At 41.7% G+C, this 23944-nt stretch carries 20 protein-coding genes and 1 riboswitch; of the genes, 15 read left to right on the top strand and 5 right to left on the bottom strand.

Translation table 11 applies throughout. The annotated features are described in order from the left end of the window. Positions 1 to 28: 28 nt before the first annotated feature. Together SMIDD28_RS07025 and SMIDD28_RS07020 are read right to left on the bottom strand one after the other, a co-directional pair. Positions 29 to 769, bottom strand: coding sequence for an amino acid ABC transporter ATP-binding protein (locus SMIDD28_RS07025; RefSeq protein ID WP_000189477.1), 741 nt, complete (start codon positions 767 to 769; stop codon positions 29 to 31). Further along, positions 769 to 2334, bottom strand: coding sequence for an ABC transporter substrate-binding protein/permease (locus SMIDD28_RS07020; protein WP_061425415.1), 1566 nt, complete (start codon positions 2332 to 2334; stop codon positions 769 to 771). Before SMIDD28_RS07020 ends, SMIDD28_RS07025 begins: the two co-directional genes overlap by 1 nt. A 137-nt stretch (positions 2335 to 2471) precedes the next feature. Here SMIDD28_RS07020 and SMIDD28_RS07015 point away from each other — a divergent pair, with 137 nt between their 5' ends. Together SMIDD28_RS07015 and SMIDD28_RS07010 are read left to right on the top strand one after the other, a co-directional pair. After that, positions 2472 to 4361 (top strand): DUF2207 domain-containing protein, encoded by a 1890-nt coding sequence (locus SMIDD28_RS07015; protein WP_061425414.1) that lies wholly within the window; start codon positions 2472 to 2474, stop codon positions 4359 to 4361. Positions 4362 to 4422: 61 nt separating this feature from the next. Beyond that, positions 4423 to 5268: an undecaprenyl-diphosphate phosphatase gene (locus SMIDD28_RS07010; RefSeq protein WP_050242207.1), complete on the top strand. Its 846-nt coding sequence runs from the start codon at positions 4423 to 4425 to the stop codon at positions 5266 to 5268. A gap of 32 nt (positions 5269 to 5300) precedes the next feature. On the opposite strand, the gene dinB is transcribed toward SMIDD28_RS07010, so the two are convergent. Then, entirely contained in the window at positions 5301 to 6362 is a 1062-nt protein-coding gene (gene dinB, locus SMIDD28_RS07005) for a DNA polymerase IV (RefSeq protein WP_061425413.1), read from the bottom strand. A gap of 237 nt (positions 6363 to 6599) precedes the next feature. Between dinB and pflB the strand changes: the two genes are divergently transcribed. Continuing rightward, the gene (gene pflB / locus SMIDD28_RS06995) at positions 6600 to 8915 is read left to right on the top strand and encodes a formate C-acetyltransferase (RefSeq protein ID WP_000260646.1); all 2316 of its coding nucleotides are present in this window, start codon (positions 6600 to 6602) and stop codon (positions 8913 to 8915) included. A 296-nt stretch (positions 8916 to 9211) separates the two neighbouring features. On the opposite strand, the gene SMIDD28_RS06990 is transcribed toward pflB, so the two are convergent. Together SMIDD28_RS06990 and trkA are read right to left on the bottom strand one after the other, a co-directional pair. Further along, positions 9212 to 10651: a TrkH family potassium uptake protein gene (locus SMIDD28_RS06990; RefSeq protein WP_061425411.1), complete on the bottom strand. Its 1440-nt coding sequence runs from the start codon at positions 10649 to 10651 to the stop codon at positions 9212 to 9214. Between the two features lie 3 nt (positions 10652 to 10654). Continuing rightward, positions 10655 to 12004: a Trk system potassium transporter TrkA gene (gene trkA / locus SMIDD28_RS06985; protein ID WP_061425410.1), complete on the bottom strand. Its 1350-nt coding sequence runs from the start codon at positions 12002 to 12004 to the stop codon at positions 10655 to 10657. A 188-nt stretch (positions 12005 to 12192) separates the two neighbouring features. On the opposite strand from trkA, the gene SMIDD28_RS06980 reads away from it, so the two are divergent. The 12 genes from SMIDD28_RS06980 (at position 12193) to pheT (ending at position 23812) form a co-directional block, all read left to right on the top strand. Continuing rightward, positions 12193 to 13041, top strand: a complete 849-nt coding sequence (locus tag SMIDD28_RS06980) for an SAM hydrolase/SAM-dependent halogenase family protein (RefSeq protein ID WP_061425409.1) — start codon at positions 12193 to 12195, stop codon at positions 13039 to 13041. A 15-nt stretch (positions 13042 to 13056) separates the two neighbouring features. After that, a complete protein-coding gene (locus tag SMIDD28_RS06975) occupies positions 13057 to 13602 on the top strand; it encodes an ECF-type riboflavin transporter substrate-binding protein (protein ID WP_061425408.1) in 546 nt (181 codons plus the stop codon). Positions 13603 to 13770: 168 nt separating this feature from the next. Further along, positions 13771 to 15453 carry an ABC transporter ATP-binding protein gene (locus SMIDD28_RS06970; RefSeq protein ID WP_061425407.1) on the top strand — a complete coding sequence of 561 codons (1683 nt, stop codon included), beginning with the start codon at positions 13771 to 13773 and terminating at the stop codon, positions 15451 to 15453. Further along, the gene (locus tag SMIDD28_RS06965; RefSeq protein ID WP_061425406.1) at positions 15438 to 16268 is read left to right on the top strand and encodes an energy-coupling factor transporter transmembrane component T family protein; all 831 of its coding nucleotides are present in this window, start codon (positions 15438 to 15440) and stop codon (positions 16266 to 16268) included. The genes SMIDD28_RS06970 and SMIDD28_RS06965 overlap by 16 nt, the downstream gene beginning before the upstream one ends. A gap of 192 nt (positions 16269 to 16460) precedes the next feature. After that, positions 16461 to 16964, top strand: a complete 504-nt coding sequence (locus SMIDD28_RS06960; RefSeq protein ID WP_061425405.1) for a tRNA (cytidine(34)-2'-O)-methyltransferase — start codon at positions 16461 to 16463, stop codon at positions 16962 to 16964. 53 nt (positions 16965 to 17017) lie between these two features. Further along, positions 17018 to 17236: riboswitch (FMN riboswitch) on the top strand. A gap of 163 nt (positions 17237 to 17399) precedes the next feature. After that, positions 17400 to 17963: an ECF transporter S component gene (locus SMIDD28_RS06955; RefSeq protein WP_000185834.1), complete on the top strand. Its 564-nt coding sequence runs from the start codon at positions 17400 to 17402 to the stop codon at positions 17961 to 17963. Further along, positions 17953 to 18603 (top strand): phosphatase PAP2 family protein, encoded by a 651-nt coding sequence (locus SMIDD28_RS06950; RefSeq protein ID WP_061425404.1) that lies wholly within the window; start codon positions 17953 to 17955, stop codon positions 18601 to 18603. The genes SMIDD28_RS06955 and SMIDD28_RS06950 overlap by 11 nt, the downstream gene beginning before the upstream one ends. 27 nt (positions 18604 to 18630) lie before the next feature. Next, positions 18631 to 19050: a hypothetical protein gene (locus tag SMIDD28_RS06945; RefSeq protein ID WP_061425403.1), complete on the top strand. Its 420-nt coding sequence runs from the start codon at positions 18631 to 18633 to the stop codon at positions 19048 to 19050. A gap of 4 nt (positions 19051 to 19054) precedes the next feature. Continuing rightward, on the top strand, positions 19055 to 19504 hold the full coding sequence (locus tag SMIDD28_RS06940) for a GNAT family N-acetyltransferase (RefSeq protein WP_173276335.1): 450 nt from the start codon (positions 19055 to 19057) through the stop codon (positions 19502 to 19504). Between the two features lie 270 nt (positions 19505 to 19774). After that, positions 19775 to 20821, top strand: a complete 1047-nt coding sequence (gene pheS, locus SMIDD28_RS06935; RefSeq protein WP_061425588.1) for a phenylalanine--tRNA ligase subunit alpha — start codon at positions 19775 to 19777, stop codon at positions 20819 to 20821. Further along, complete coding sequence (locus tag SMIDD28_RS06930; RefSeq protein ID WP_061425401.1) at positions 20821 to 21330, top strand: GNAT family N-acetyltransferase; 510 nt, start codon at positions 20821 to 20823, stop codon at positions 21328 to 21330. Before pheS ends, SMIDD28_RS06930 begins: the two co-directional genes overlap by 1 nt. 76 nt (positions 21331 to 21406) lie before the next feature. Beyond that, positions 21407 to 23812: a phenylalanine--tRNA ligase subunit beta gene (pheT, locus tag SMIDD28_RS06925; RefSeq protein WP_061425400.1), complete on the top strand. Its 2406-nt coding sequence runs from the start codon at positions 21407 to 21409 to the stop codon at positions 23810 to 23812. Positions 23813 to 23944 lie beyond the last annotated feature (132 nt).

Raw genomic sequence — 23944 nt, 5'->3', positions numbered from 1 at the left:
TGGACTCCGGTTATGCAGCCTTTTCTTTTTATTTGAGATAGCGTTGAAGGAATTCTTTTGTTCGGTCTTCTTTAGGATTAGTGAAGAGGTCTTCTGGTTTGCCTTCTTCAGCGATCACGCCCTTATCCATAAAGATAACACGGTGAGAGACATCACGGGCGAATTCCATTTCGTGGGTTACAACAATCATGGTCAAGCCTTCCTGAGCCAGGTCCTGCATGATTTTAAGGACTTCTCCAACCATTTCTGGATCGAGAGCTGATGTTGGTTCATCAAAGAGAATAGCGTCAGGATTCATTGAAAGGGCACGAGCGATGGCCACACGTTGTTTTTGACCACCTGAGAGTTGTTTTGGTTTGGCTTGCCAGTAGCGTTCTCCCATTCCGACTTTTTCTAGGTTTTCTTTGGCAATTTTTTCAGCTTCTGTACGTTCGCGTTTAAGGACAGTCGTCTGAGCGACGATTGTGTTTTCGAGAACGTTGAGATTTTCAAAGAGGTTAAAGGATTGGAACACCATCCCCAACTTTTCACGGTATTGCGTGAGGTCATAGCCTTTTTCGAGGACGTTTTGTCCATGATAAAGGATTTGTCCATCAGTTGGTGTTTCAAGTAGGTTAATGGAGCGTAGGAAGGTTGATTTTCCGCTTCCAGAGCTTCCGATGATAGAGATGACCTCTCCCTTGTGGACGGTGAGAGAAATGTCTTTTAGCACTTCGTTTTGGCCATAGGATTTTTTGAGGTGTTTAATTTCAAGGATTGCTTGTGTCATTATTTCAATTCCTCCGTTTGCAATTGGTTAGCACCTGTAGTATAGGTATCCATGTCCATGTGGCGTTCGATGAAGCGTAGGATACGTGTTACGGTGAAGGTGAGGACAAAGTAAATCACGGCGATGATTGTAAATGTCTGGAAGTATTGATAGGTTTGAGTTGCCACGGTATTTCCTGAGAAATACAGTTCGACAACCGAGATAACGTTCAATACAGATGTATCTTTGATATTGATGACAAACTCATTACCAGTTGCTGGTAGGATGTTACGGACTACTTGAGGGAGGACAATCTTACGCATGGTTTGGTTATGAGTCATACCAAGAGCAGTCGCAGCTTCAAATTGTCCCTTGTCAACTGCTAGGATACCACCACGTACGATTTCAGTCATGTAGGCACCAGTGTTGATTGAAACGATGAAGATAGCAGCTAGTGTACGGTCAAGGTTGATACCGAAAGCTTGGGCAGTTCCATAGTAGATAACCATCGATTGAACAATCATTGGTGTACCACGGAAAATTTCAATATAGACATTGAGGATCCAGCCGACTAGTTTTTGTAGGCCATAAATGGCTTTATTTTCAGATAGAGGAGCAGTGCGGAAGACACCAATAGCAAGTCCAATAATGAGACCTATGATGGTTCCGACAATAGAGATTAAAAGAGTGATACCAGCACCACGCAAGAGTTGTTGCCAGTTTTCAGAAAGAATTTTAGCGACTTGGCTAAAAAAACTACTGCTAGTTTCTTCAGTTGTTGTAGCTTCGGCAGGTTGTTCCTTGATCATACGATCCATCAAGGCAACTTGATCGTCTTTTGAAATGGTTTCAATGCTGGCATTGATTTGGCTAATACGATTGTCATCTTTACGAAGTCCAATAGCGATAGCTGTATCTTCTTCCCCAGTTTTGAAACCTGGCTCTACTTGGACCATCTTAAACTTAGAGTTCGCAGCTTCAGCGGTCAGAGCTTCTGGTCGTTCAGAAACATAGGCATCGATGACACCAGCCTCAAGAGCTTGGCGCATTTGAGCGAAGTCTCCCATGGCTGTTTCTTTTTTAGCACCTGGGATTTGTGCAATCAAGTCGTAGAGGTAGACACCTTGTTGAGAAGTGATTTTTGCACCGTTAAAGTCATTCAAAGATTTAGCATTTGAATAAGTAGAATCTTTTTTGACAAGTAGAACTGGTTCGCTAGTGTAGTAACTGCTTGAAAAGGCAATTTCTTGTTTACGCTCGGCAGTAGGACTCATACCTGCGATAATCATGTCAATCTTACCAGAAGTAAGGGCAGGGACCAGACCTTCCCACTTGGTTTTAACAACCAAAGGTTCTTTACCTAAGTCCTTAGCGATTTTCTTGGCAATTTGGACATCGTATCCGTTAGCATACTGGTTGGTTCCATCGATTTTAACAGCTCCGTTGCTATCATCATCCTGGGTCCAGTTAAAGGGAGCATATGCTGCTTCCATCCCGATGCGTAAATATTCATCGGCTTGAGCAACATTGACAAGTCCCAGCATCAGCAAGAGACTTGTGAAAATAGATAAGTATATTTTTCTCATGATTTCTCCTATTCTAATCTATTAAAAAATAACTGTCTCCTATTTTATCGAAAAAAACTCTATTTTTCAATATAGGTAAGCCCTTACTTATGAAAAAATGATATAATGATAGCAAAGATAAAAAGGGGGCTTAGTTGATGAAAAAAACTTTTTTCTTACTAGTGTTAGGCTTGTTTTACCTTCTGCCATTCTCTGTTTTTGCCATTGATTTCAAGATAAACTCTTATCAAGGGGATTTGTATATTCATGCAGACAATACAGCAGAATTTAGACAGAAGATAGTTTACCAGTTTGAGGAGGACTTTAAGGGCCAAATAGTGGGACTTGGACGTGCTGGCAAGATGCCTAGCGGGTTTGACATTGACCCTCATCCAAAGGTTCAGGCTGCGAAAAACGGTGCTGAACTAGCAGACGTTACTAGCGAAGTGATAGAAGGAGCAGATGGTTATACTGTTAAAGTTTATAATCCAGGTCAAGAAGGCGACACAGTTGAAGTTGACCTCACCTGGAATTTAAAAAATTTGCTTTTTCTATATGATGATATCGCTGAATTAAATTGGCAGCCTTTAACAGATAGTTCAGGGGCTATTGGAAAGTTTGAATTTCATGTAAGGGGAGAGAAGGGGGCTGAAAAACTCTTTTTCCATACAGGCAAACTTTTTAGAGAGGGAACGATTGAAAAGAGTAGCCTTGATTATACTATTCGTTTGGACAATCTTCCGGCTAAGCGTGGAGTTGAATTGCATGCCTACTGGCCTCGAACTGATTTTGCTAGCGCTAGGGATCAGGGTTTGAAAGGGAATCGTTTAGAAGAGTTTAATAAGATAGAAGACTCGATTGTTAAAGAAAAAGAGAAAAGTAAACAACTCCTTACTTGGGTCTTCCCTTCGATACTTTCTATCTCCTTGTTATTGAGTGTCTGCTTTTATTTTATTTATAGAAGAAAGACCACTCCTTCGGTCAAATATGCCAAAAATCATCGTCTCTATGAACCACCAATGGAATTAGAGCCTATGGTTTTATCAGAGGCTGTCTACTCGACCTCCTTGGAAGAAGTGAGTCCTCTAACCAAAGGAGCAGGTAAATTTACCTTTGACCAACTTATTCAAGCTACCTTGTTAGATGTGATAGACCGTGGGAATGTTTCTATTATTTCAGAAGGAGATGCAGTTGGTTTGAGGCTAGTAAAAGAAGATGGTTTGTCAAGCTTTGAGAAAGACTGTCTAAATCTGGCTTTTTCAGGCAAAAAAGAAGAAACTCTTTCCAATTTGTTTGCGGATTACAAGGTATCTGATAGTCTTTATCGTAGAGCAAAAGTCTCTGATGAAAAACGGATTCAAGCAAAGGGGCGTCAGCTCAAATCTTCTTTTGAAGAAGTATTGAACCAGATGCAAGAAGGAGTGAGAAGTCGAGTTTCCTTCTGGGGGCTTCCAGATTATTATCGTCCTTTAACTGGTGGGGAAAAGGCCTTGCAGGTGGGGATGGGACTCTTGACTATCTTGCCCCTATTTATTGGATTTGGTTTGTTCTTGTACAGTTTGGACGTTTATGGCTATCTTTACCTCCTCTTGCCAATACTTGGTTTTCTAGGTTTGGTTTTGGCTGTTTTCTATTATTGGAAGCTTCGATTAGATAATCGTGATGGTGTCCTAAATGAAGCAGGAGCAGAAGTCTACTATCTCTGGACCAGTTTTGAAAATATGTTGCGTGAGATTGCACGATTGGATCAGGCTGAACTGGAAAGTATTGTGGTTTGGAATCGCCTCTTGGTCTATGCAACCCTATTTGGCTATGCGGACAAGGTCAGTCATTTGATGAAGGTTCGTCACATCCAAGTAGAAAATCCAGATATCAATCTCTATGTAGCTTATGGCTGGCATAGTATGTTTTATCATTCAACAGCACAAATGAGCCATTATGCCAGTGTCGCAAATACAGCAAGTACCTACTCCGTATCTTCTGGAAGTGGAAGTTCTGGCGGTGGCTTCTCTGGAGGCGGAGGCGGTGGCAGTATCGGCGCCTTTTAAAGAGAACTGCCATAGACTGAAAAAGTATGCTATAATGGAAGATAGAAAAAAGGAGTAATCTATGTATCTTATTGAAATTTTAAAATCTATCTTCTTCGGTATTGTTGAAGGAATTACGGAATGGCTGCCGATTTCCAGTACAGGTCACTTGATTTTAGCAGAGGAATTTATCCAATACCAAAATCAAAACGAAGCCTTTGTGTCCATGTTTAATGTCGTGATTCAGCTGGGTGCGATTTTAGCGGTTATGGTGATTTACTTTAATAAGCTCAATCCTTTCAAACCGACTAAGGACAAACAGGAAGTTCGTAAGACTTGGAGACTATGGTTGAAGGTCTTGATTGCGACCTTGCCTTTACTTGGCGTCTTTAAATTTGATGATTGGTTTGACACCCACTTCCATAACATGGTCTCTGTTGCTCTTATGTTGATTATCTATGGGATTGCCTTTATCTATTTGGAAAAGCGCAATAAAGCGCGTGCTATCGAGCCAAGTGTGACAGAGTTGGACAAGCTTCCTTACACGACAGCCTTCTATATCGGCCTCTTCCAAGTTCTTGCTCTTTTACCAGGGACCAGTCGTTCAGGTGCAACGATTGTAGGTGGTTTGTTAAATGGAACCAGTCGTTCTGTTGTGACAGAATTTACCTTCTATCTTGGAATTCCTGTTATGTTTGGAGCTAGCGCCTTAAAGATTTTCAAATTTGTAAAAGCAGGACAACTCTTGAGCTTTGGACAATTGTTCTTGCTCTTGGTTGCGATGGGAGTAGCTTTTGCGGTCAGCATGGTGGCTATTCGTTTCTTGACAAGTTATGTGAAAAAACACGACTTTACCCTTTTCGGTAAATACCGTATCGTGCTTGGTAGTGTCTTGCTACTTTATAGCTTTGTCCGTTTATTTGTATAAGAAAAACCTTGAAGGGGCAACTCTTCAAGGTTTTAAAATCCAGTCACGGTAATCCCCAACAGGCGGACACCTCTTTCTTTCTCGCTTAGTTCTTCATAGAGTTGCAGGGCTATTTGGCTTATCTGACTAGCATCCTGTGTTTTTTGATCCAGACTTTTTCGTTTAGTAAGGGTTGAAAAGTCTTCGTAGCGGATTTTCAAAATGACAATTTTTCCAGCTTTTTCTTGTTGACTGAGATTGAGAGCGACTCTTTCTGATAGAAGAGTCAGCTCTTTTTTGATATCTTCCTCAGCACGGAGAATCTTTCCATAGGTTTTCTCCTTCCCGATTGATTTACGGATGCGATTGGATTTGACGGGGGAATTGTGAATGCCACGAGCCTTTCGATAAAGATCATAGCCCAGTCTGCCAAAACGGTCTATTAGGGTCACTTCAGGGACGTCAAGTAAATCAGCGCCAGTAAAAACACCCATTTGATGAAGTCTTTCCACCGTCTTTTTTCCTACTCCATGAAACTTGGCAATATCCATTTGTTTGAGAAAATCCTCAGCTTGGTCAGGTAGAATCACTGTCAGACCATGTGGTTTTTGATAATCGCTAGCCATCTTAGCTAGGAACTTGTTGTAGGAAACACCGGCAGAAGCAGTTAGATGGAGTTCTTGCCAGATATCCTCTTGAATAAGACGAGCAATTTTGACCGCTGACTTGATACCGAGTTTATTTTCTGTCACATCCAAATAGGCTTCATCAATGCTCATGGGTTCAATCAAATCTGTATAACGCTTAAAAATCGCTCGAATCTGGAGGCCCACAGTCTTGTATTTTTCATAATTTCCTGAGATAAAGACGGCCTGGGGACAACGTTCGTAGGCTTCCTTGGAACTCATGGCAGAATGGACACCAAAAGCTCGTGCCTCATAGCTACAGGTAGAAACGACTCCCCGTCCACCTGTTTGCCGAGGGTCGCTTCCGATAATGACAGGTTTTCCTCTGAGTTTAGGATTATCCCTGATTTCCACCGCAGCAAAAAAGGCATCCATGTCAATATGGATGATTTTTCTTGACAAATCATTTAATAAGGGAAAAATCAACATGCCTAGCACCTTTTTACTGCTTATTTTCTTTTATTATACCCTTTTTTCTGAAAAAAAGAAAAAAGACTTTATTTTTTTCAAAAATATAATACAGTTTGACATAAAGAACGGTCTGTGTTATAAAAGAAAGTGTAAAAATAAGGAATTTTCGCTTGTTGAAATCGGTTACTGTATGGTATACTAGTTTCATAAATGTAACAGATGACTGTTACTAGAAAGAAAACAGAGGACATTAACATGGTTGTTAAAACAGTTGTTGAAGCACAAGATATTTTTGATAAAGCTTGGGAAGGCTTCAAAGGCGTAGATTGGAAAGAAAAAGCAAGTGTATCACGCTTCGTACAAGCTAACTACACACCTTACGATGGAGACGAAAGCTTCCTTGCAGGACCAACAGAACGTTCACTTCACATCAAAAAAATTGTAGAAGAAACTAAGGCTCACTACGAAGAAACTCGTTTCCCAATGGACACTCGTCCAACATCTATCGCTGATATCCCTGCTGGATTTATCGACAAAGAAAATGAAGTTATCTTTGGTATCCAAAATGACGAACTCTTCAAATTGAACTTCATGCCAAAAGGTGGTATCCGTATGGCTGAAACTACTTTGAAAGAAAATGGATACGAACCAGACCCAGCTGTTCACGAAATCTTCACTAAATATGTAACAACGGTTAACGACGGTATCTTCCGTGCCTACACTTCAAATATCCGTCGTGCTCGTCACGCACACACTGTAACTGGTCTTCCAGATGCCTACTCACGCGGACGTATCATCGGTGTTTACGCACGTCTTGCTCTTTACGGTGCAGATTACTTGATGCAAGAAAAAGTAAACGACTGGAATGCAGTCGAAGAAATCGATGAAGAAACAATCCGTCTTCGTGAAGAAATCAATCTTCAATACCAAGCATTGCAACAAGTTGTTCGCTTGGGTGACCTTTATGGAGTTGACGTTCGCAAACCAGCGATGAACGTTAAAGAAGCAATCCAATGGGTTAACATCGCCTTCATGTCTGTCTGCCGTGTTATCAACGGTGCTGCAACATCTCTTGGACGTGTGCCAATTGTATTGGATATCTTTGCAGAACGTGACCTTGCTCGTGGTACATTTACTGAATCAGAAATCCAAGAATTCGTTGATGATTTCGTTATGAAACTTCGTACAGTTAAATTTGCTCGTACAAAAGCTTATGACCAATTGTACTCAGGTGACCCAACTTTCATCACAACTTCTATGGCTGGTATGGGTAACGACGGTCGTCACCGTGTTACTAAGATGGACTACCGTTTCTTGAATACTCTTGACAATATCGGTAACTCTCCAGAGCCAAACTTGACAGTTCTTTGGACTGACAAATTGCCATACAACTTCCGTCGCTACTGTATGCACATGAGCCATAAACACTCTTCTATCCAATACGAAGGTGTAACAACAATGGCTAAAGATGGATATGGTGAAATGAGCTGTATCTCATGCTGTGTGTCTCCACTTGACCCAGAAAATGAAGAACAACGCCACAACATCCAGTACTTCGGTGCTCGTGTAAACGTATTGAAAGCCCTTCTTACTGGTTTGAACGGTGGTTATGACGATGTTCACAAAGACTACAAAGTATTTGACATCGAACCAATCCGTGACGAAGTTCTTGAATTTGAATCAGTTAAAGCCAACTTTGAAAAATCTCTTGACTGGTTGACTGACACTTATGTAGATGCTTTGAACATCATCCACTACATGACTGACAAGTACAACTACGAAGCTGTTCAAATGGCCTTCCTGCCAACTAAACAACGTGCTAACATGGGATTCGGTATCTGTGGATTTGCCAACACTGTTGATACATTGTCAGCTATCAAATACGCTACAGTTAAACCAATCCGTGATGAAAATGGCTACATCTACGATTACGAAACAATCGGTGAATACCCACGTTGGGGTGAAGATGACCCACGTTCAAACGAATTGGCAGAATGGTTGATCGAAGCTTACACAACTCGTCTACGTAGCCACAAACTTTACAAAGATGCTGAAGCTACTGTATCACTTTTGACAATTACATCTAACGTTGCTTACTCTAAACAAACTGGTAACTCACCAGTCCACAAAGGTGTATACCTCAACGAAGATGGTTCTGTGAACTTGTCTAAACTTGAATTCTTCTCACCAGGTGCTAACCCATCTAACAAAGCTAAAGGTGGCTGGTTGCAAAACTTGAACTCACTTTCTAGCCTTGACTTTGGTTATGCGGCTGACGGTATCTCATTGACTACTCAAGTTTCACCACGTGCTCTTGGTAAGACTCGTGACGAACAAGTTGATAACTTGGTAACAATCCTTGATGGTTACTTTGAAAACGGTGGACAACACGTTAACTTGAACGTTATGGACTTGAACGATGTTTACGAAAAGATTATGTCTGGTGAAGATGTTATCGTACGTATCTCTGGATACTGTGTAAACACTAAATACCTCACTCCAGAACAAAAGACTGAATTGACACAACGTGTCTTCCACGAAGTTCTTTCTATGGATGATGCATTGAGCTAATCAAGTTCTTGAATAATGAAAAGGAACCCTCGGTCAGTCGACTGGGGGTTGTTTTTTGGGATCTTAAATTCCTTAATACTCCGAAAATCAAAGAGCAAACTAGGAAGCTAGCAGCAGGTTACTCAAAACACTGTTTTGAGGTTGCAGATAGAGCTGACGTGGTTTGAAGAGATTTTCGAAGAGTATAAGTCAGTATCTGAAGTGTTTCGCTTTGTTTAAAAAGAGTTGGTTGAATTGAGGAGGTAGTCTGAAATAAAAACACCACACTTTGTAAGGAAACAAGGTGTGGTTGTATTTTATCTCTTAGACCAAGTCCTCTTCATAAAGAGAAGTAGGATTGGGTAGATCTCCAAGCGCCCTGCAATCATTGCAAAGGAGAGGAGAATTTTTGAGATGGGACTAAAGATTGCGAAGCTAGAAGTGGTTCCTAGGATAGGTCCGATATTATTGAAACAACTAAAAACAGCACTGGTAACAACTAGGAAATCATTGCTATCTAGGCTGACAATAAAGATAAGTGCTAGCAAAATCATAGTATAGATGACAAAGTACTTGAGAATCTTATGCTGGGTATCTTTGTCAATCACCGTTTTATTAACATGGAGGGTCAAAACACGGTGGGGCGATAGGATTGACAAAATTTGGTTTTTGGCAATTTTTGAAAGGATGAGGCCTCGAATAACCTTGAGTCCACCTGCGGTTGAACCAGCAGAACCACCGATTCCCATGAGGAAGAGAAGGATAAACTGGGAGAAGAGGGGCCAGTTGGTAATGTCTCCGTAACCAAAACCAGTAGTTGTAATGATATTGGAAACCTGGAAGAAGGCCATTTCAAAACTCTTTGAAAACCCTGGATAGAGATAGAGGGTATTGAGGCTAATCAAGCCTGTAGAAAACAGTACAATGATTAAGTAAGCTCGAAGTTCTTCATCTCCAAAGAAGGCCTTGACGCGACGGAGCATAAGGTAGTAGTAGAGATTGAAATTTACCCCAAAAACCAAAACTCCGATACTAACCAGATAGGTAATCAGTGAGCTACCATAGTGAGCAATCCCGTCGTTATAGACGGTAAAGCCTCCGGTACCTGCTGTTCCCATGGCAATGACAAAACTATCAAATAGGGGCATGCCAGCTAGATAATAGATGATGACAAAGAGGGAGAAGAGAGCTAGATAAAGGAGGTAGAGAATCTGGGCAGTGTTTTTTAGTTTGGATACAACCTTACCGAAGACGGGACCAGGAACCTCAGCCTTCATCACTTCTAGGTGGCTATTCTTGGCATTGTCCATAATAGCAAGTGCAAAAACAAGCACTCCCATTCCTCCAATCAAGTGGGTAAAACTTCGCCAAAAGAGGAGGGAACGGCTGAGAACCGAAACGTCATTCAGAATAGTTGCTCCAGTAGTTGTAAAGCCAGAGCTGATTTCAAAAAAGGCATCGATAAGGCTGGGAATTTGCTTAGCAAAAACAAAGGGGAGACCTCCAAAGAAAGACCAAAGGATCCAACAGAGGGCCACAATCAAGATTCCCTCCTTGGCATAAATCCGTTGATTTTTTGGCTTTTGTAAAATTCCTGAACCGCCTAGTAATACGAGAATCCCAATCGTTGTAAAGAGGGCTGTAAAGACTTGGCTCGATTCACGGTAATAGATAGCAACAGCCACAGGAACCAAGAGGAGAACGGCTTCAATCAAAAGTAACTTTGAAAGGAGGTAGCGAATCATACTTTTATTCATTTCTTACCTCGCGATCAAGTCATAAATCTTGGTGATGTTTGGCAACAAGGTTGTTACTAGGAGCTTGTCTCCAACTTCCAACATATCCTCCCCAGTAGGGAAAATAGTCTTGCCTTTTCGAATGATAGCTGCAATAAGAACCCCTTTTTTCAGTTTTAGTTGAGAAAGAGGTTTGGCAGTCATTTTATTAGCTTCCTTGATATGGAATTGCAGGGTTTCGATTTGGCCATTGGCTAGATGGTGCATGGCTTGAAGGTCTGAATACTGGGCATTAACACGACCACGAATAAAGTGCATAATCGTATCTACAGCGATGATTTTAGGTGTGATGATACTTGAAAAATCAGGCGCATGGATAATTTCAAGGAGACTGGTACGATTGACCTTGGTAATATTTTTCTGTACACCTACCCTGTCCAGGAACATCGAAGTAATCAGATTTTCTTCATCAACTCCTGTTAGGGTTGCTACTGCATCATAGTTTTGGGCACTTTCTTCCAGCAGGATATCTTTTGCGGTACCATCTCCTTGGACTATATGAAGATTTGGAAATTTCTCGCTAAAGAAGCTAGCGATTTCAGGATTGATTTCAATAACCTTGGTTTCGATACGACTATCTTTGAGAATACCTAGTAGATAATAGGCAATTCTACCAGCTCCAACAATAAGAAGACTCTTCACAGCACGAGACTTGAAATAATTATGGAAGAGCATCATGTCAACACGGTTACCAGTGACAAAGATTCTATCTTTATCTTGTACAGTCATGTCACCACTTGGGATGATAATTTGATGATCTCTTTCTATCGCACATACAATGACATTGCCAAATTTTTTACGAAAATCAGAAATGGGCATTTGGCAAAGACCGCTGGAAGATTTAACAGTGAATTCCATCAAGCTGACCCGTCCACCAAAGAAACGTTCGACAGAGAGGGCGTTGGGGAAGTCAATGATATTCGCGATAGCGCGAGCAGCCAAGAGCTCAGGGTTGACGATAAGAGAAAAACCGAGAATATTCTTTTCTTTGAAATAAGAGTTAGAGTATTCAGGATTGCGCACCCGAACGATGGTTTCTTTAGCTCCCATTTTCTTAGCGAGAACGGCTGCAATCATATTCACTTCATCGTACTCGGTCAGGGCGATAAAGATATCACAATCCTGGACACTTGCTTGCTCAAGGATGGTAAAATCGGCCCCGTTACCAAGGATACCCATGATATCAAAGCGATTAACAATATGATTGAGGACAGCTTCGTCTTGCTCAATCAGCAAAACATCGTGCTTTTCTGCAACCAAGGAGCGACAGAGGGCAAAACCAACTTTTCCCCCTCCGACAAGGATAATTTTCATAATAAAACCTACTTCTTCATGATGTAACTATCATACCTTTTTTCAAGAAAAAATGCACCTACTAGCTAATAACAATAGCTTTTAGTAGGAAATTTGCTATAAGGTAAAACTATACCCTAATCAATTGAAATAGCTATTAGCACCTTTCTCTGAAATATGGTATGATAAAGGATATACAAGGAGATAAAATGAATAATAATTTACTGGTATTACAATCAGACTTTGGTCTGGTTGATGGTGCGGTATCGGCTATGATTGGAGTGGCTTTAGAAGAATCTCCAACCTTAAAAATTCATCACTTGACGCACGATATCACGCCTTATAATATTTTTGAGGGGAGTTACCGTCTCTTTCAGACGGTGGATTACTGGCCTGAGGGAACGACTTTTGTATCGGTTGTTGATCCAGGTGTCGGCTCGAAACGTAAGAGTGTGGTTGCCAAGACTGCAAAAAATCAATACATTGTCACGCCAGATAATGGGACGCTTTCTTTTATCAAGAAACACGTTGGCATTGTAGCCATTCGTGAGATTTCGGAGGTGGCCAATAGGCGTCAAAACACAGAGCATTCTTATACCTTCCACGGTCGTGATGTCTATGCCTATACTGGTGCTAAACTGGCCAGCGGTCACATTAGGTTTGAGGAAGTGGGACCAGAGCTCAGTGTGGATCAGATTGTAGAGCTTCCAGTCGTAGAGACCATCATTGAAGATCATCTGGTAAAGGGAGCTATTGACATTCTGGATGTGCGTTTTGGTTCGCTTTGGACCTCTATCACGCGAGAAGAATTTTACAAGCTGGAACCAGAATTTGGTGACCGTTTTGAAGTGACTATCTATCACGCTGATATGCTGGTCTATCAAAATCAGGTTGTTTATGGCAAATCTTTTGCAGATGTGAGAATTGGGCAACCCATCCTTTACATCAATTCCCTCTATCGTTTAGGTCTGGCTATCAACCAAGGTTCCTTTGCCAAGGCCTATAATGTGGGTGTCGGTTCATCTTGGACCATTGAAATAAATAAAATAGAATCATAAAATAGGAGAATATAGATGAAAAATCAATCAATTAAACAAGTTGTTGCTATCGGTGTTGGAGCTGCGCTCTTTGTTGTTATCGGGATGATCAGCATTCCGACACCTGTTCCAAATACAAGCATCCAGCTTCAGTATGCGGTACAGAGCCTCTTGTCTATCATTTTTGGCCCTCTAGTGGGATTACTTGTTGGTTTAATTGGTCATGCAGTGAAGGACTCTCTTGCTGGCTACGGTCTTTGGTGGACTTGGATTATTGCTAGTGGTCTCTTTGGTCTAGCCGTCGGACTCTTTAGAAAATACATTCGAGTAACTCAGGGTATTTTTGAATTGAAGGATATTGTTTTCTTTAACCTCATTCAGATTGTCGCAAATGCTCTGGTTTGGGGTGTCTTGGCACCACTTGGAGACGTTGTGATTTATCAAGAAGCGGCAGAAAAAGTATTTGCCCAAGGGATTGTTGCAGGTATTGCAAACGCTGTAACTGTAGCTATCGCAGGTACCCTTCTTTTGATAGCTTATTCACGTACACAGACTCGTTCAGGAAGTTTGAAAAAGGATTAACATAAAGGAAAAGGCTGGGCAACCAGTCTTTTTCGATGTTTATAGATTAGTTAGGCAAGTAAGTTAGGATAGGAATCTTTTTGGCACTAAGATTTTAAGAGAAGAGACTGCAAGAAGGGGTAGATTTATGATAAAATAGAAGTCTAAGAAGCGAATGAAGAGAGTAAGATGAAAGAAGCTATAATTGAGTGGAAGGATTTCTCTTTCCAGTATGAAACGCAACAAGAACCGACCTTGCAAGGAGTGGACTTGACCATTTACAAGGGAGAGAAAGTCTTAATTGTTGGGCCATCTGGGTCAGGTAAGTCTACCTTGGGTCAGTGTTTGAATGGGATTATTCCCAATATTTACAAGGGTCAGACATCTGGAGAATTTTTGATCAAGGGGCAAGCAGCCTTTGATATGAGCATCTATGATAAATCTCATCTAGTCAGCACAGTTTTGCAGGATACAGATGGGCAGTTTATCGGTTTATCCGTGGCAGAGGATTTGGCTTTTGCCCTGGAAAATGATGTAACAGGTCTAGAAGAGATGAAAAATCGTGTTCATAAATGGGCTGAAAAGCTGGACCTTCTTGATTTACTAGCTCAGCGTCCCCAGGATTTGTCAGGTGGACAAAAGCAGCGGGTCAGTCTGGCTGGTGTCTTGATTGATGAAAGTCCGATTCTTTTGTTTGATGAGCCACTCGCCAATCTGGATCCCAAGTCAGGTCAGGATATTATCGAATTGATTGACCAGATTCATAAGGAAGAAGGAACGACGACTCTTATTATTGAGCACCGTTTGGAAGATGTTCTGCATCGCCCTGTGGATCGGATTGTCTTGATAAACGATGGTCGTATCCTCTTTAATGGGAGTCCTGACCAGTTACTAGCGACTGATTTATTGACTCAAAATGGAATTCGGGAACCCCTTTATCTAACTACTCTCCGTCAATTAGGTGTGGATTTAGCTAAGGAAGAACAATTAGCAAATTTGGACAACTTGTCTATCTCAAAAGGCCAGGTTCAGTTGCGGACGGAACTGGCAAAAGAGGCCCCAGAGTTGCAGTCACTCTTTAGACTAGAGGATGTGTCTTTTTCTTATGATGATAGACCGATTTTGAAATCCCTTCATCTGGATATTAAAAAGGGTGAAAAGATTGCCATTGTCGGAAAAAATGGAGCAGGGAAGTCAACCCTAGCCAAGGCCTTAAGTAGCTTTATTCAGACTGAAGGCCGCTATCTTTGGGAAGAGCAGGATATAAAAGGGGATTCGGTAGCAGAACGGGCGGAACGAGTAGGCTATGTGCTGCAAAATCCCAATCAAATGATTTCGACCAACATGATTTTTGATGAGGTGGCTCTGGGACTTCGTTTGCGAGGTGTGGGCGAGCAGGAAATTGAAACGAGAGTTTATGAAACCTTGAAAATCTGTGGTCTCTATGAATTTCGTAATTGGCCCATTTCTGCCCTGTCATTTGGTCAGAAAAAACGTGTCACTATTGCCTCGATTTTGGTTTTAGGAGCTGAAATTATCCTCTTAGATGAACCGACAGCAGGTCAAGACCAGAAGAATTATACTGAGATTATGGAATTTCTCGAAGAGTTGCATCAAAAAGGGCATACCATTGTCATGATTACCCATGATATGCAATTGATGCTGGATTATTCTGATCGTGCTCTTGTCATGGTTGATGGAGAATTGATTGCTGATACTGATCCAGCTAGTCTCTTGAGCAATCCTGAGCTGTTAGTAAAAGCCAATCTAAAAGAAACTTCAATCTTCAACTTGGCTAAAAAACTAGATGTGGATCCACTTGTTTTAACGGCATTTTACAAAGAAAGGAGAGAAGGATGCAAGCTAAATTAATTGGTTACCAGCATAGAGATACTGTGATTCATCGCTTGTCAGGAGCTGGGAAACTCCTCTTTTTCATCCTCGTGTCATTGGCGGCTATGATTAGCTATGATACCAGACTGCTCTTGCTGATTGCCATCTTTTCAGTCTTTCTCCTCTATTTATCAGAAATCCGCTTTAAAGATGTCTCCTTTGTAGCCGTTTTTGCGACGGTATTTGCCGTTTTAAACGTTTTGATGGTCTATCTCTTTTCTCCCGAGTATGGGGTTGGACTTTATGGAGAGAGAAGTGTGATTTGGCAGGGAATCGGTGTCTACACTCTAACCAGCCAGGAGCTCTTTTATCTGCTAAATCTGGCCATTAAGTACCTTTGCACGATTCCTCTGGCTATTATCTTTTTGATGACAACCCACCCTAGTCAGTTTGCTTCCAGTTTAAATCAAATCGGTGTGCCTTACAAGATTGCCTATTCAGTCAGCCTGACCTTGCGCTATATTCCAGATTTGCAGGAAGAATTCTTTACCATCAAGATGTCTCAGGAGGCGCGTGGGATGGAATTATCCAAGAAAGCTTCTCTTATGCAACGAATCAAAGGCAATCTGCGCATTATTACTCCCTTGATTTTTAGCTCGTTAGAACGTATTGATACCATCGCGACTGCCATGGAGCTTCGACGCTTTGGGAAAGAGAAAAAACGTACTTGGTATAGTTATCAGGCCTTGAAAAAAGGAGATTATATTACCTTGCTCTTGGCAGCCTTGTTTTTAGTAGCTAGTTTACTACTTATCTTGCAGAATCAGGGACGATTTTACAACCCTTGGAAATAGCTTGAAAAAATTGAAAAAATCAAGTCGTTTCTATTGACAATGATTCTGAAAGTGTTATACTAAGAAAGTAGTTTCGCTGATTTACTTCAAACCTGTTGTGAGGTAAGTTAACGATGCCTTAACCACGCTGTTTGCTGAGCTTGACTCCGGGCAGTGTGGCTATTTTTTTGCAATGGTGAAAGGAAGCAAGTCATGACAAATCACATTGTATTATTTGAACCACAAATTCCACAAAATACAGGCAATATCGCGCGTACTTGCGCTGCGACCAATTCTCCCCTCCATATCATCAAGCCAATGGGCTTTCCTATTGACGACCGCAAGATGAAGCGAGCTGGATTGGATTATTGGGATAAGCTAGAGATTTATTTTTACGAGAGTTTGAAGGATTTCATGTCTCAGATGAAGGGAAAACTCTATCTGATTTCGAAATTCGCGGAAAAAGTCTATTCTGAGGTGGATTTATCGACTAATGAGGACTATTATTTTCTCTTTGGACGTGAAGACAAGGGCTTGCCTGAGGACTTTATGCGAGAACATCCTGAGAAAGCTCTCCGCATTCCTATGAATGATGAACATGTCCGCAGTCTCAATGTGTCTAATACCGTCTGTATGATTGTCTATGAGGCTCTTCGCCAGCAGAACTTTGTAGGTCTTGAGCTTGTTCATACCTATGAAGTGGATAAATTGAAATAAAAAATGAAAATGAACAAAATGCTTGCGCTTGCAAGCGTTTTTTGTTATGATAAAAGAGTCTTCAGGGCTGGGTGTAATTCCCGACCGGCGGTAAATTTGACTATCTATTTTAGCTTTCTCGTCGTTGTCTTGTCTCGATATACTTTAAGTATTATCTTCGACTGCGACGCCTAGATAAATCTAAAATATCTTAGCCAAATAAGTCCGCGAGCGTAAGCTGATGTGGTGAGATTCCACAACCGACAGTATAGTCTGGATGGGAGAAGACGAAAGAATAGCTTTGTCTGTTCTGATAGATTTATAGCTAAACTGTAACCGCTTGCTTGAATTTCCTTAATAGAGTGAGAAGGAACTTTTGGGATATAAAAAGTGAGAATAGATAGAGGAATCCTTTCTAACTTCTTCTGATTTTATAGAAAATTGGAGGAACCTGTTATGACAAACACACGTCGACTTTCGACCATTGCAATTCTATCAGCCATCTCATTTGTGCTGATGTACTTTGACTTTCCGCTCTTGCCAGCGGCATCCTTCCTCAAGATCGAATTTAGTATCTTGCCAGTCCTTGTGGGCTTGGTGGTCATGGATTTGCCTGCTGCTCTAGGAGTTCTCTTGCTTCGATCACTCTTGAAACTGCTTCTTAATAGTCAGGGAGTGAATACCTACATTGGTTTGCCGATGAATATCGTAGCTTTGGGAGTTTTTGTCATCGTATTTGCTTTGATTTGGAAAAAGGAACGGACAACCCTTCGTTTCCTACTAGGCTCTCTAGCTGGGACTATTGGTTTAACCGTGGCAATGTTGGTTCTCAACTATGTTTATGCTGTTCCTTTGTACGCTAAGTTTGCTAACTTTGATATTGGAAAAATTTTGGGACTTTCCAACTACCTAATGACTATGGTGTTGCCTTTTAACTTGATTGAGGGTGTAATCTTTTCCGTTTCATTCTGGTTGTTGTATGTTCTCTTGAAACCAACTTTAAAACATTATGAGAGATAAACAAACATTTTTAATGAAGGGCAGTTTTGCCCTTTTACTTTTCGTTATTCTTGGCTACATGGTCAAATTTTACCCTGAAACGTTGGTAAATTTTGACCAACCGATTCAGACGGCCGTTCGAGGAGACTTACCAGATTATTTGACTATTCTTTTCCGAGCCATCACACGCCTGATTGATATCCCAGTGATTATCACTTGGGTTGTTATTACAGCTTTTGTCTTTTATCGTAAGCGATGGAAGATAGAAAGTTTCTTCATGCTGGGAAATCTGGCTTTGGCAGGTCTTTTAATCGTGACCTTTAAAAATATCTACCAGCGCCCACGACCAGATATCTTACACTTGGTTGAGGAGAAGGGATTTTCTTTCCCAAGCGGCCATTCTCTGGCTGTAACCTTGATGGTCGGCTCTCTGATTATCATTCTCAGTCAACGGATGAAAGATTCAGTCTGGAGAAAAATCGTGCAAATCGTCCTTGCTCTCTACCTAGTTAGTGTGCTGGTATCAAGAGTCTATCTGGGAGTTCATTATCCATCAGATGTCCTTGCCAGTCTCTGTGTGGGCTTGGGAGTCCTGTTTATCGAGTTTCCCTTCTATGACAAGCTCCGCTTCCAATGGCGATTTAAAGGCAAGCAGAAGTGAGTATCAAATTCCCTTGAGGAGAAAGAAATGAAAGTCAATATAGCAGATTTTCATCCGACTCAACTATACTTATCAGAAAAGAAGTTGCAAGATATTCAGATGCTTTACCAGTCGGCAGAAACAATCCAAGTCGATCCAATCAGTATTCTTGCCTTTGGAGATTACTTGCTGATTACAGATGGGCATCACAGGGCTTATCAGACTTTATTGGCAGGTCGGGAGACGATTTCTGCTGAGTTTGATAGAGACGGCGGTGATGAACTATATCATCTCTATGCGCAAGCTTGTGAGAAAAGAAAGATTTACTCTGTTCTGGATTTAAAAAATCATATCTTACCTCAAGATGAGTATGAAGCAAAATGGTATAACTGGTGTGATGGTTTTAATCAAGCAGCAACTCTTTTGTTGAAAAGGAAAGCAGATGAAACAGGCCCTACAAATAGATAATGCACTGCGTCTTGTTCCTTATTATAAGGTCAATCATTGTGAAGAAGCTTTTGCTTGGTATCAGGATGTGAACTTGGTTCACCTCGTAGATGGTGTGAAGAGACCTTATAGTCAAGAAACTTTGGAAGCTATGTATTCCCATTTGGATCAGCATGGTGAACTTTTTTGGATTGAAGTCAAGGAGAAGGGAGAATGGTTTCCAATTGGGGATGTCACACTATCTCAGGATAATCTCCCTATTGTGATTGGGAATTCCGCTTACCAACATCGAGGACTTGGGAAAAAGATTCTAAGCGCTTTGATTGAATTGGCTCGAGTAAAAGGATGGAAAGAATTGAGAGTCAAGGAAATCTACACCTACAATCATGCTTCTAGGAGGTGTTTCAAGTCGCTTGGATTTGTGGAAAATGGAGCAACAGAAAAAGGAATGAGTTTTATATTGAAATTAGTCTAATCTAACTTGTTTTTTAACTAAAAATCTGATAAACTATGTAGTAATTGAATAGAAATCTGCAAGACTAGTAGCCCAAGAGAAGTATATCAGGGAGGAGAGCCGTGACTGCAAGCTCTCTATATGAAAGCTGGGTGAATTCACTTGCGCATGGATTTAGAAATGAAGGTCTGACTCGTCAGATGAAAACGGATGGTACCGCGTGTCAACGCTCCGAGTGGAGTTTTTGGCATGTGGTTTTCTTTTTATCTACGAGAGACTGATGGAGGAATTATGTCAACTATTGAAGAACAATTAAAAGCGCTTCGTGAAGAAACGCTGGCTAGCTTGAAGCAGATTACTGCTGAAAATGAAAAAGAGATGCAAGATTTGCGTGTCTCTGTCCTTGGTAAAAAGGGTTCGCTCACTGAAATCCTCAAAGGGATGAAAGATGTTTCTGCTGAGATGCGTCCAATCATTGGGAAACACGTCAATGAAGCTCGTGATGTCTTGACAGCTGCTTTTGAAGAAACAGCTAAACTCTTGGAAGAAAAGAAAGTTGCAGCTCAACTTGCTAGCGAGAGCATCGATGTGACACTTCCAGGTCGTCCAGTTGCGACGGGTCACCGTCATGTCCTCACACAAACCAGTGAAGAAATCGAAGATATTTTCATTGGGATGGGTTACCAAGTCGTGGATGGTTTTGAAGTAGAGCAAGACTACTATAACTTTGAGCGTATGAACCTTCCCAAAGATCATCCGGCTCGTGATATGCAGGACACATTCTATATCACAGAAGAGATCTTGCTCCGTACTCATACATCTCCAGTTCAGGCGCGTGCCATGGATGCCCATGATTTCTCTAAAGGTCCTTTGAAAATGATCTCACCAGGGCGTGTCTTCCGTCGTGATACGGACGATGCAACCCACAGTCACCAGTTCCACCAAATCGAAGGCTTGGTTGTTGGGAAAAATATCTCTATGGCTGACCTTCAAGGAACCCTTCAGTTGATTGTTCAAAAAATGTTCGGTGAAGAGCGTCAAATCCGTCTGCGTCCCTCTTACTTCCCATTCACAGAGCCATCGGTTGAAGTGGACGTTTCTTGCTTCAAATGTTGTAGAGCGGGATGTAATGTCTGTAAGAAAACAGGTTGGATCGAAATTATGGGTGCCGGTATGGTTCACCCACGTGTCCTTGAAATGAGTGGTATCGATGCGACTGTTTACTCTGGATTTGCCTTTGGTCTTGGACAAGAACGTGTAGCTATGCTCCGTTACGGAATCAACGATATCCGTGGATTCTACCAAGGAGATGTCCGCTTCTCAGAACAGTTTAAATAATGATTAGAAAAGTAGAAATCGCAGATGTTGAGGTGTTGGCTAAAATAGCCAAACAAACCTTTCGTGAAACATTTGCGCATGATAATACGGAAGAGCAGTTACAGGAATACTTTGAAGAGGCTTATAGTCTGAAAACTTTGTCAACTGAGTTGGAAAATCCTGACTCCGAAACCTATTTCATTATGCATGAAGAGGAGATAGCTGGTTTTCTCAAAGTCAACTGGGGAAGTGCTCAGACTGAGAGAGAATTAGAGGATGCTTTTGAAATTCAACGCCTCTATGTGCTACAAAAATTCCAAGGATTTGGATTCGGTAAGCAACTGTTTGAATTCGCTCTTGAACTTGCTACAAAAAATAGTTTTTTCTGGGCTTGGCTAGGTGTTTGGGAACATAATACAAAAGCTCAAGCGTTTTATAATCGATATGGTTTTGAAAAATTTAGCCAACATCATTTTATGGTTGGTCAAAAAGTAGATACGGATTGGTTACTGAGAAAGAAATTAAGGTAAGAAGATGATTCTTCTATTGAAATGATAGGAAAGGAAAAGAACTAGAGTGATAACTGTCATTCTGGAAAACTAAATTATGCTTGTATCTTATAAATGGTTAAAAGAATTGGTGGACATTGATGTTCCATCACAAGAGTTGGCTGAAAAAATGTCAACTACAGGGATCGAGGTAGAGGGTGTCGAATCACCAGCTGCTGGTCTCTCAAAAATTGTCGTCGGTGAGGTCTTGTCTTGCGAAGATGTGCCAGAAACTCACCTCCATGTTTGTCAGGTTAACGTTGGCGAAGAAGAAGCCCGTCAAATCGTTTGTGGTGCCCCAAATGTGCGTGCTGGTATCAAGGTTATGGTGGCTCTTCCAGGAGCTCGCATCGCTGACAATTACAAGATCAAAAAAGGGAAAATCCGCGGTCTTGAGTCACTTGGGATGATCTGTTCACTTGGTGAATTGGGAATTTCTGACTCAGTTGTGCCTAAGGAATTCGCAGATGGCATCCAAATCTTGCCAGAAAATGCCGTTCCTGGGGATGAAGTCTTCTCATATCTAGACTTGGATGATGAAATCATCGAACTTTCTATCACACCCAACCGTGCGGACGCTCTTTCTATGCGTGGGGTGGCTCACGAAGTGGCAGCTATCTATGATAAGGCAGTCAACTTTAAAGAATTTACTCTTTCAGAAACTGACCAAGCTGCAGCAGATGCTCTTTCTGTGGGCATTGAGACAGACAAGGCACCTTACTATGCAGCTCGTATCTTGGACAATGTGACTATCGCACCAAGTCCACAATGGTTGCAAAACCTTCTCATGAATGAAGGAATCCGTCCAATCAATAACGTAGTGGACGTGACCAACTACATCCTTCTCTACTTTGGTCAACCTATGCATGCCTTTGACTTGGATACCTTTGAAGGGACTGACATCCGTGTGCGTGAAGCGCGTGCTGGTGAAAAATTGGTGACTTTAGATGGTGAAGAACGTGACTTGGACATGAATGACTTAGTTATCACTGTCGCAGACAAGCCAGTAGCTCTTGCAGGTGTCATGGGCGGTCAAGTAACAGAAATCTCTGAGAGATCTAGTCGTGTCGTCCTTGAAGCTGCAGTCTTCAATGGAAAATCTATCCGTAAGACTAGCGGTCGTCTCAATCTTCGTTCTGAATCATCTTCTCGCTTTGAAAAAGGTATCAATGTGTCAACTGTTAACGAAGCCCTTGATGCGGCGGCTAGCATGATTGCGGAACTTGCAGGTGCGACGGTGCGTAAAGGCGTCGTTTCAGCGGGTGAGCTTGACACCTCTGATGTGGAAGTTTCTTCAACCCTTGCAGACGTTAATCGTGTCCTTGGTACGGAGCTTTCATATGCTGATGTCGAAGATGTCTTCCGTCGTCTTGGCTTTGGTCTTTCTGGAAATGCAGATAGCTTTACAGTCAGCGTCCCACGCCGTCGCTGGGATATCACCATCGAGGCAGACCTCTTTGAAGAAATCGCTCGTATCTATGGATATGACCGCTTGCCAACCAGCCTTCCAAAAGACGATGGGACAGCTGGTGAATTGACTGCGACACAAAAACTTCGCCGTCAAGTTCGTACCATTGCTGAAGGAGCAGGTTTGACAGAAATCATCACCTACGCTCTGACAACTCCTGAAAAAGCAGTTGAGTTTACGGCTCAACCAAGTAACCTTACTGAACTCATGTGGCCAATGACTGTGGACCGTTCTGTCCTCCGTCAAAATATGATCTCAGGTATCCTTGATACTGTTGCCTACAACGTGGCTCGTAAGAACAAAAACTTGGCCCTTTACGAGATCGGAAAAGTCTTTGAACAAACAGGCAATCCAAAAGAAGAACTTCCAAATGAAATTAATAGCTTTGCCTTTGCCTTGACAGGCTTGGTTGCTGAAAAAGATTTCCAAACAGCAGCAGTTCCAGTTGATTTCTTCTATGCTAAAGGAATCCTTGAAGCAGTATTTACTCGCTTGGGACTAGAAGTGACCTATACAGCAACATCTGAAATCGCTAGCCTTCATCCAGGTCGTACAGCAGTCATTTCACTCGGTGACCAAGTTCTTGGTTTCCTTGGTCAAGTACACCCAGTCACTGCTAAGGCCTACGATATTCCAGAAACGTATGTGGCTGAGCTCAACCTTTCAGCCATCGAAGCTGCCCTTCGACCAGCTGCTCCATTTGTGGAAATCACGAAATTCCCAGCAGTTAGCCGTGACGTTGCCCTTCTCCTCAAGGCAGAAGTCACTCACCAAGAAGTTGTGGACGCTATCCAAGCTGCCGGTGTGAAACGCTTGACAGATATCAAACTCTTTGACGTCTTCTCAGGTGAGAAATTGGGACTTGGTATGAAGTCAATGGCCTATAGCTTGACCTTCCAAAATCCAGAAGATAGCTTAACGGACGAAGAAGTCGCACGCTATATGGAAAAAATCCAAGCGTCTCTCGAAGAAAAAGTCAATGCAGAAGTGCGTTAACTCATCAATCCATCCTCCAGGGTGGATTTTTCTTTTCACATAACAATTCAGGACCAAAAATAGACAGTTGAGGAGCAGAGTGGATAAATTAACTTTACTACTGTATAATGGATTTATCACTAAAAACGCTCC

The organism is Streptococcus mitis, assembly GCF_001579045.1.
In the GTDB taxonomy this organism is placed as follows: domain Bacteria; phylum Bacillota; class Bacilli; order Lactobacillales; family Streptococcaceae; genus Streptococcus; species Streptococcus mitis_D.
Note: the sequence above shows the minus strand (reverse complement) of the source record. Positions and strands in the feature narration are given on the sequence as shown.

Excerpts from the sequence above, each read along its gene's own strand:
- SMIDD28_RS06950 (WP_061425404.1), top strand. The coding sequence starts at position 17,953 with ATGAGAGATAAACAAACATTTTTAATGAAGGGCAGTTTTGCCCTTTTA.
- pheT (WP_061425400.1), top strand. The coding sequence starts at position 21,407 with ATGCTTGTATCTTATAAATGGTTAAAAGAATTGGTGGACATTGATGTT.
- SMIDD28_RS06965 (WP_061425406.1), top strand. The coding sequence starts at position 15,438 with ATGCAAGCTAAATTAATTGGTTACCAGCATAGAGATACTGTGATTCAT.
- SMIDD28_RS06960 (WP_061425405.1), top strand. The coding sequence starts at position 16,461 with ATGACAAATCACATTGTATTATTTGAACCACAAATTCCACAAAATACA.
- SMIDD28_RS07015 (WP_061425414.1), top strand. The coding sequence starts at position 2,472 with ATGAAAAAAACTTTTTTCTTACTAGTGTTAGGCTTGTTTTACCTTCTG.
- SMIDD28_RS07010 (WP_050242207.1), top strand. The coding sequence starts at position 4,423 with ATGTATCTTATTGAAATTTTAAAATCTATCTTCTTCGGTATTGTTGAA.
- dinB (WP_061425413.1), bottom strand. The coding sequence starts at position 6,362 with ATGTTGATTTTTCCCTTATTAAATGATTTGTCAAGAAAAATCATCCAT.
- SMIDD28_RS06945 (WP_061425403.1), top strand. The coding sequence starts at position 18,631 with ATGAAAGTCAATATAGCAGATTTTCATCCGACTCAACTATACTTATCA.
- SMIDD28_RS07025 (WP_000189477.1), bottom strand. The coding sequence starts at position 769 with ATGACACAAGCAATCCTTGAAATTAAACACCTCAAAAAATCCTATGGC.
- pflB (WP_000260646.1), top strand. The coding sequence starts at position 6,600 with ATGGTTGTTAAAACAGTTGTTGAAGCACAAGATATTTTTGATAAAGCT.
- pheS (WP_061425588.1), top strand. The coding sequence starts at position 19,775 with ATGTCAACTATTGAAGAACAATTAAAAGCGCTTCGTGAAGAAACGCTG.
- SMIDD28_RS06970 (WP_061425407.1), top strand. The coding sequence starts at position 13,771 with ATGAAAGAAGCTATAATTGAGTGGAAGGATTTCTCTTTCCAGTATGAA.
- trkA (WP_061425410.1), bottom strand. The coding sequence starts at position 12,004 with ATGAAAATTATCCTTGTCGGAGGGGGAAAAGTTGGTTTTGCCCTCTGT.
- SMIDD28_RS07020 (WP_061425415.1), bottom strand. The coding sequence starts at position 2,334 with ATGAGAAAAATATACTTATCTATTTTCACAAGTCTCTTGCTGATGCTG.
- SMIDD28_RS06975 (WP_061425408.1), top strand. The coding sequence starts at position 13,057 with ATGAAAAATCAATCAATTAAACAAGTTGTTGCTATCGGTGTTGGAGCT.
- SMIDD28_RS06980 (WP_061425409.1), top strand. The coding sequence starts at position 12,193 with ATGAATAATAATTTACTGGTATTACAATCAGACTTTGGTCTGGTTGAT.
- SMIDD28_RS06955 (WP_000185834.1), top strand. The coding sequence starts at position 17,400 with ATGACAAACACACGTCGACTTTCGACCATTGCAATTCTATCAGCCATC.
- SMIDD28_RS06930 (WP_061425401.1), top strand. The coding sequence starts at position 20,821 with ATGATTAGAAAAGTAGAAATCGCAGATGTTGAGGTGTTGGCTAAAATA.
- SMIDD28_RS06990 (WP_061425411.1), bottom strand. The coding sequence starts at position 10,651 with ATGAATAAAAGTATGATTCGCTACCTCCTTTCAAAGTTACTTTTGATT.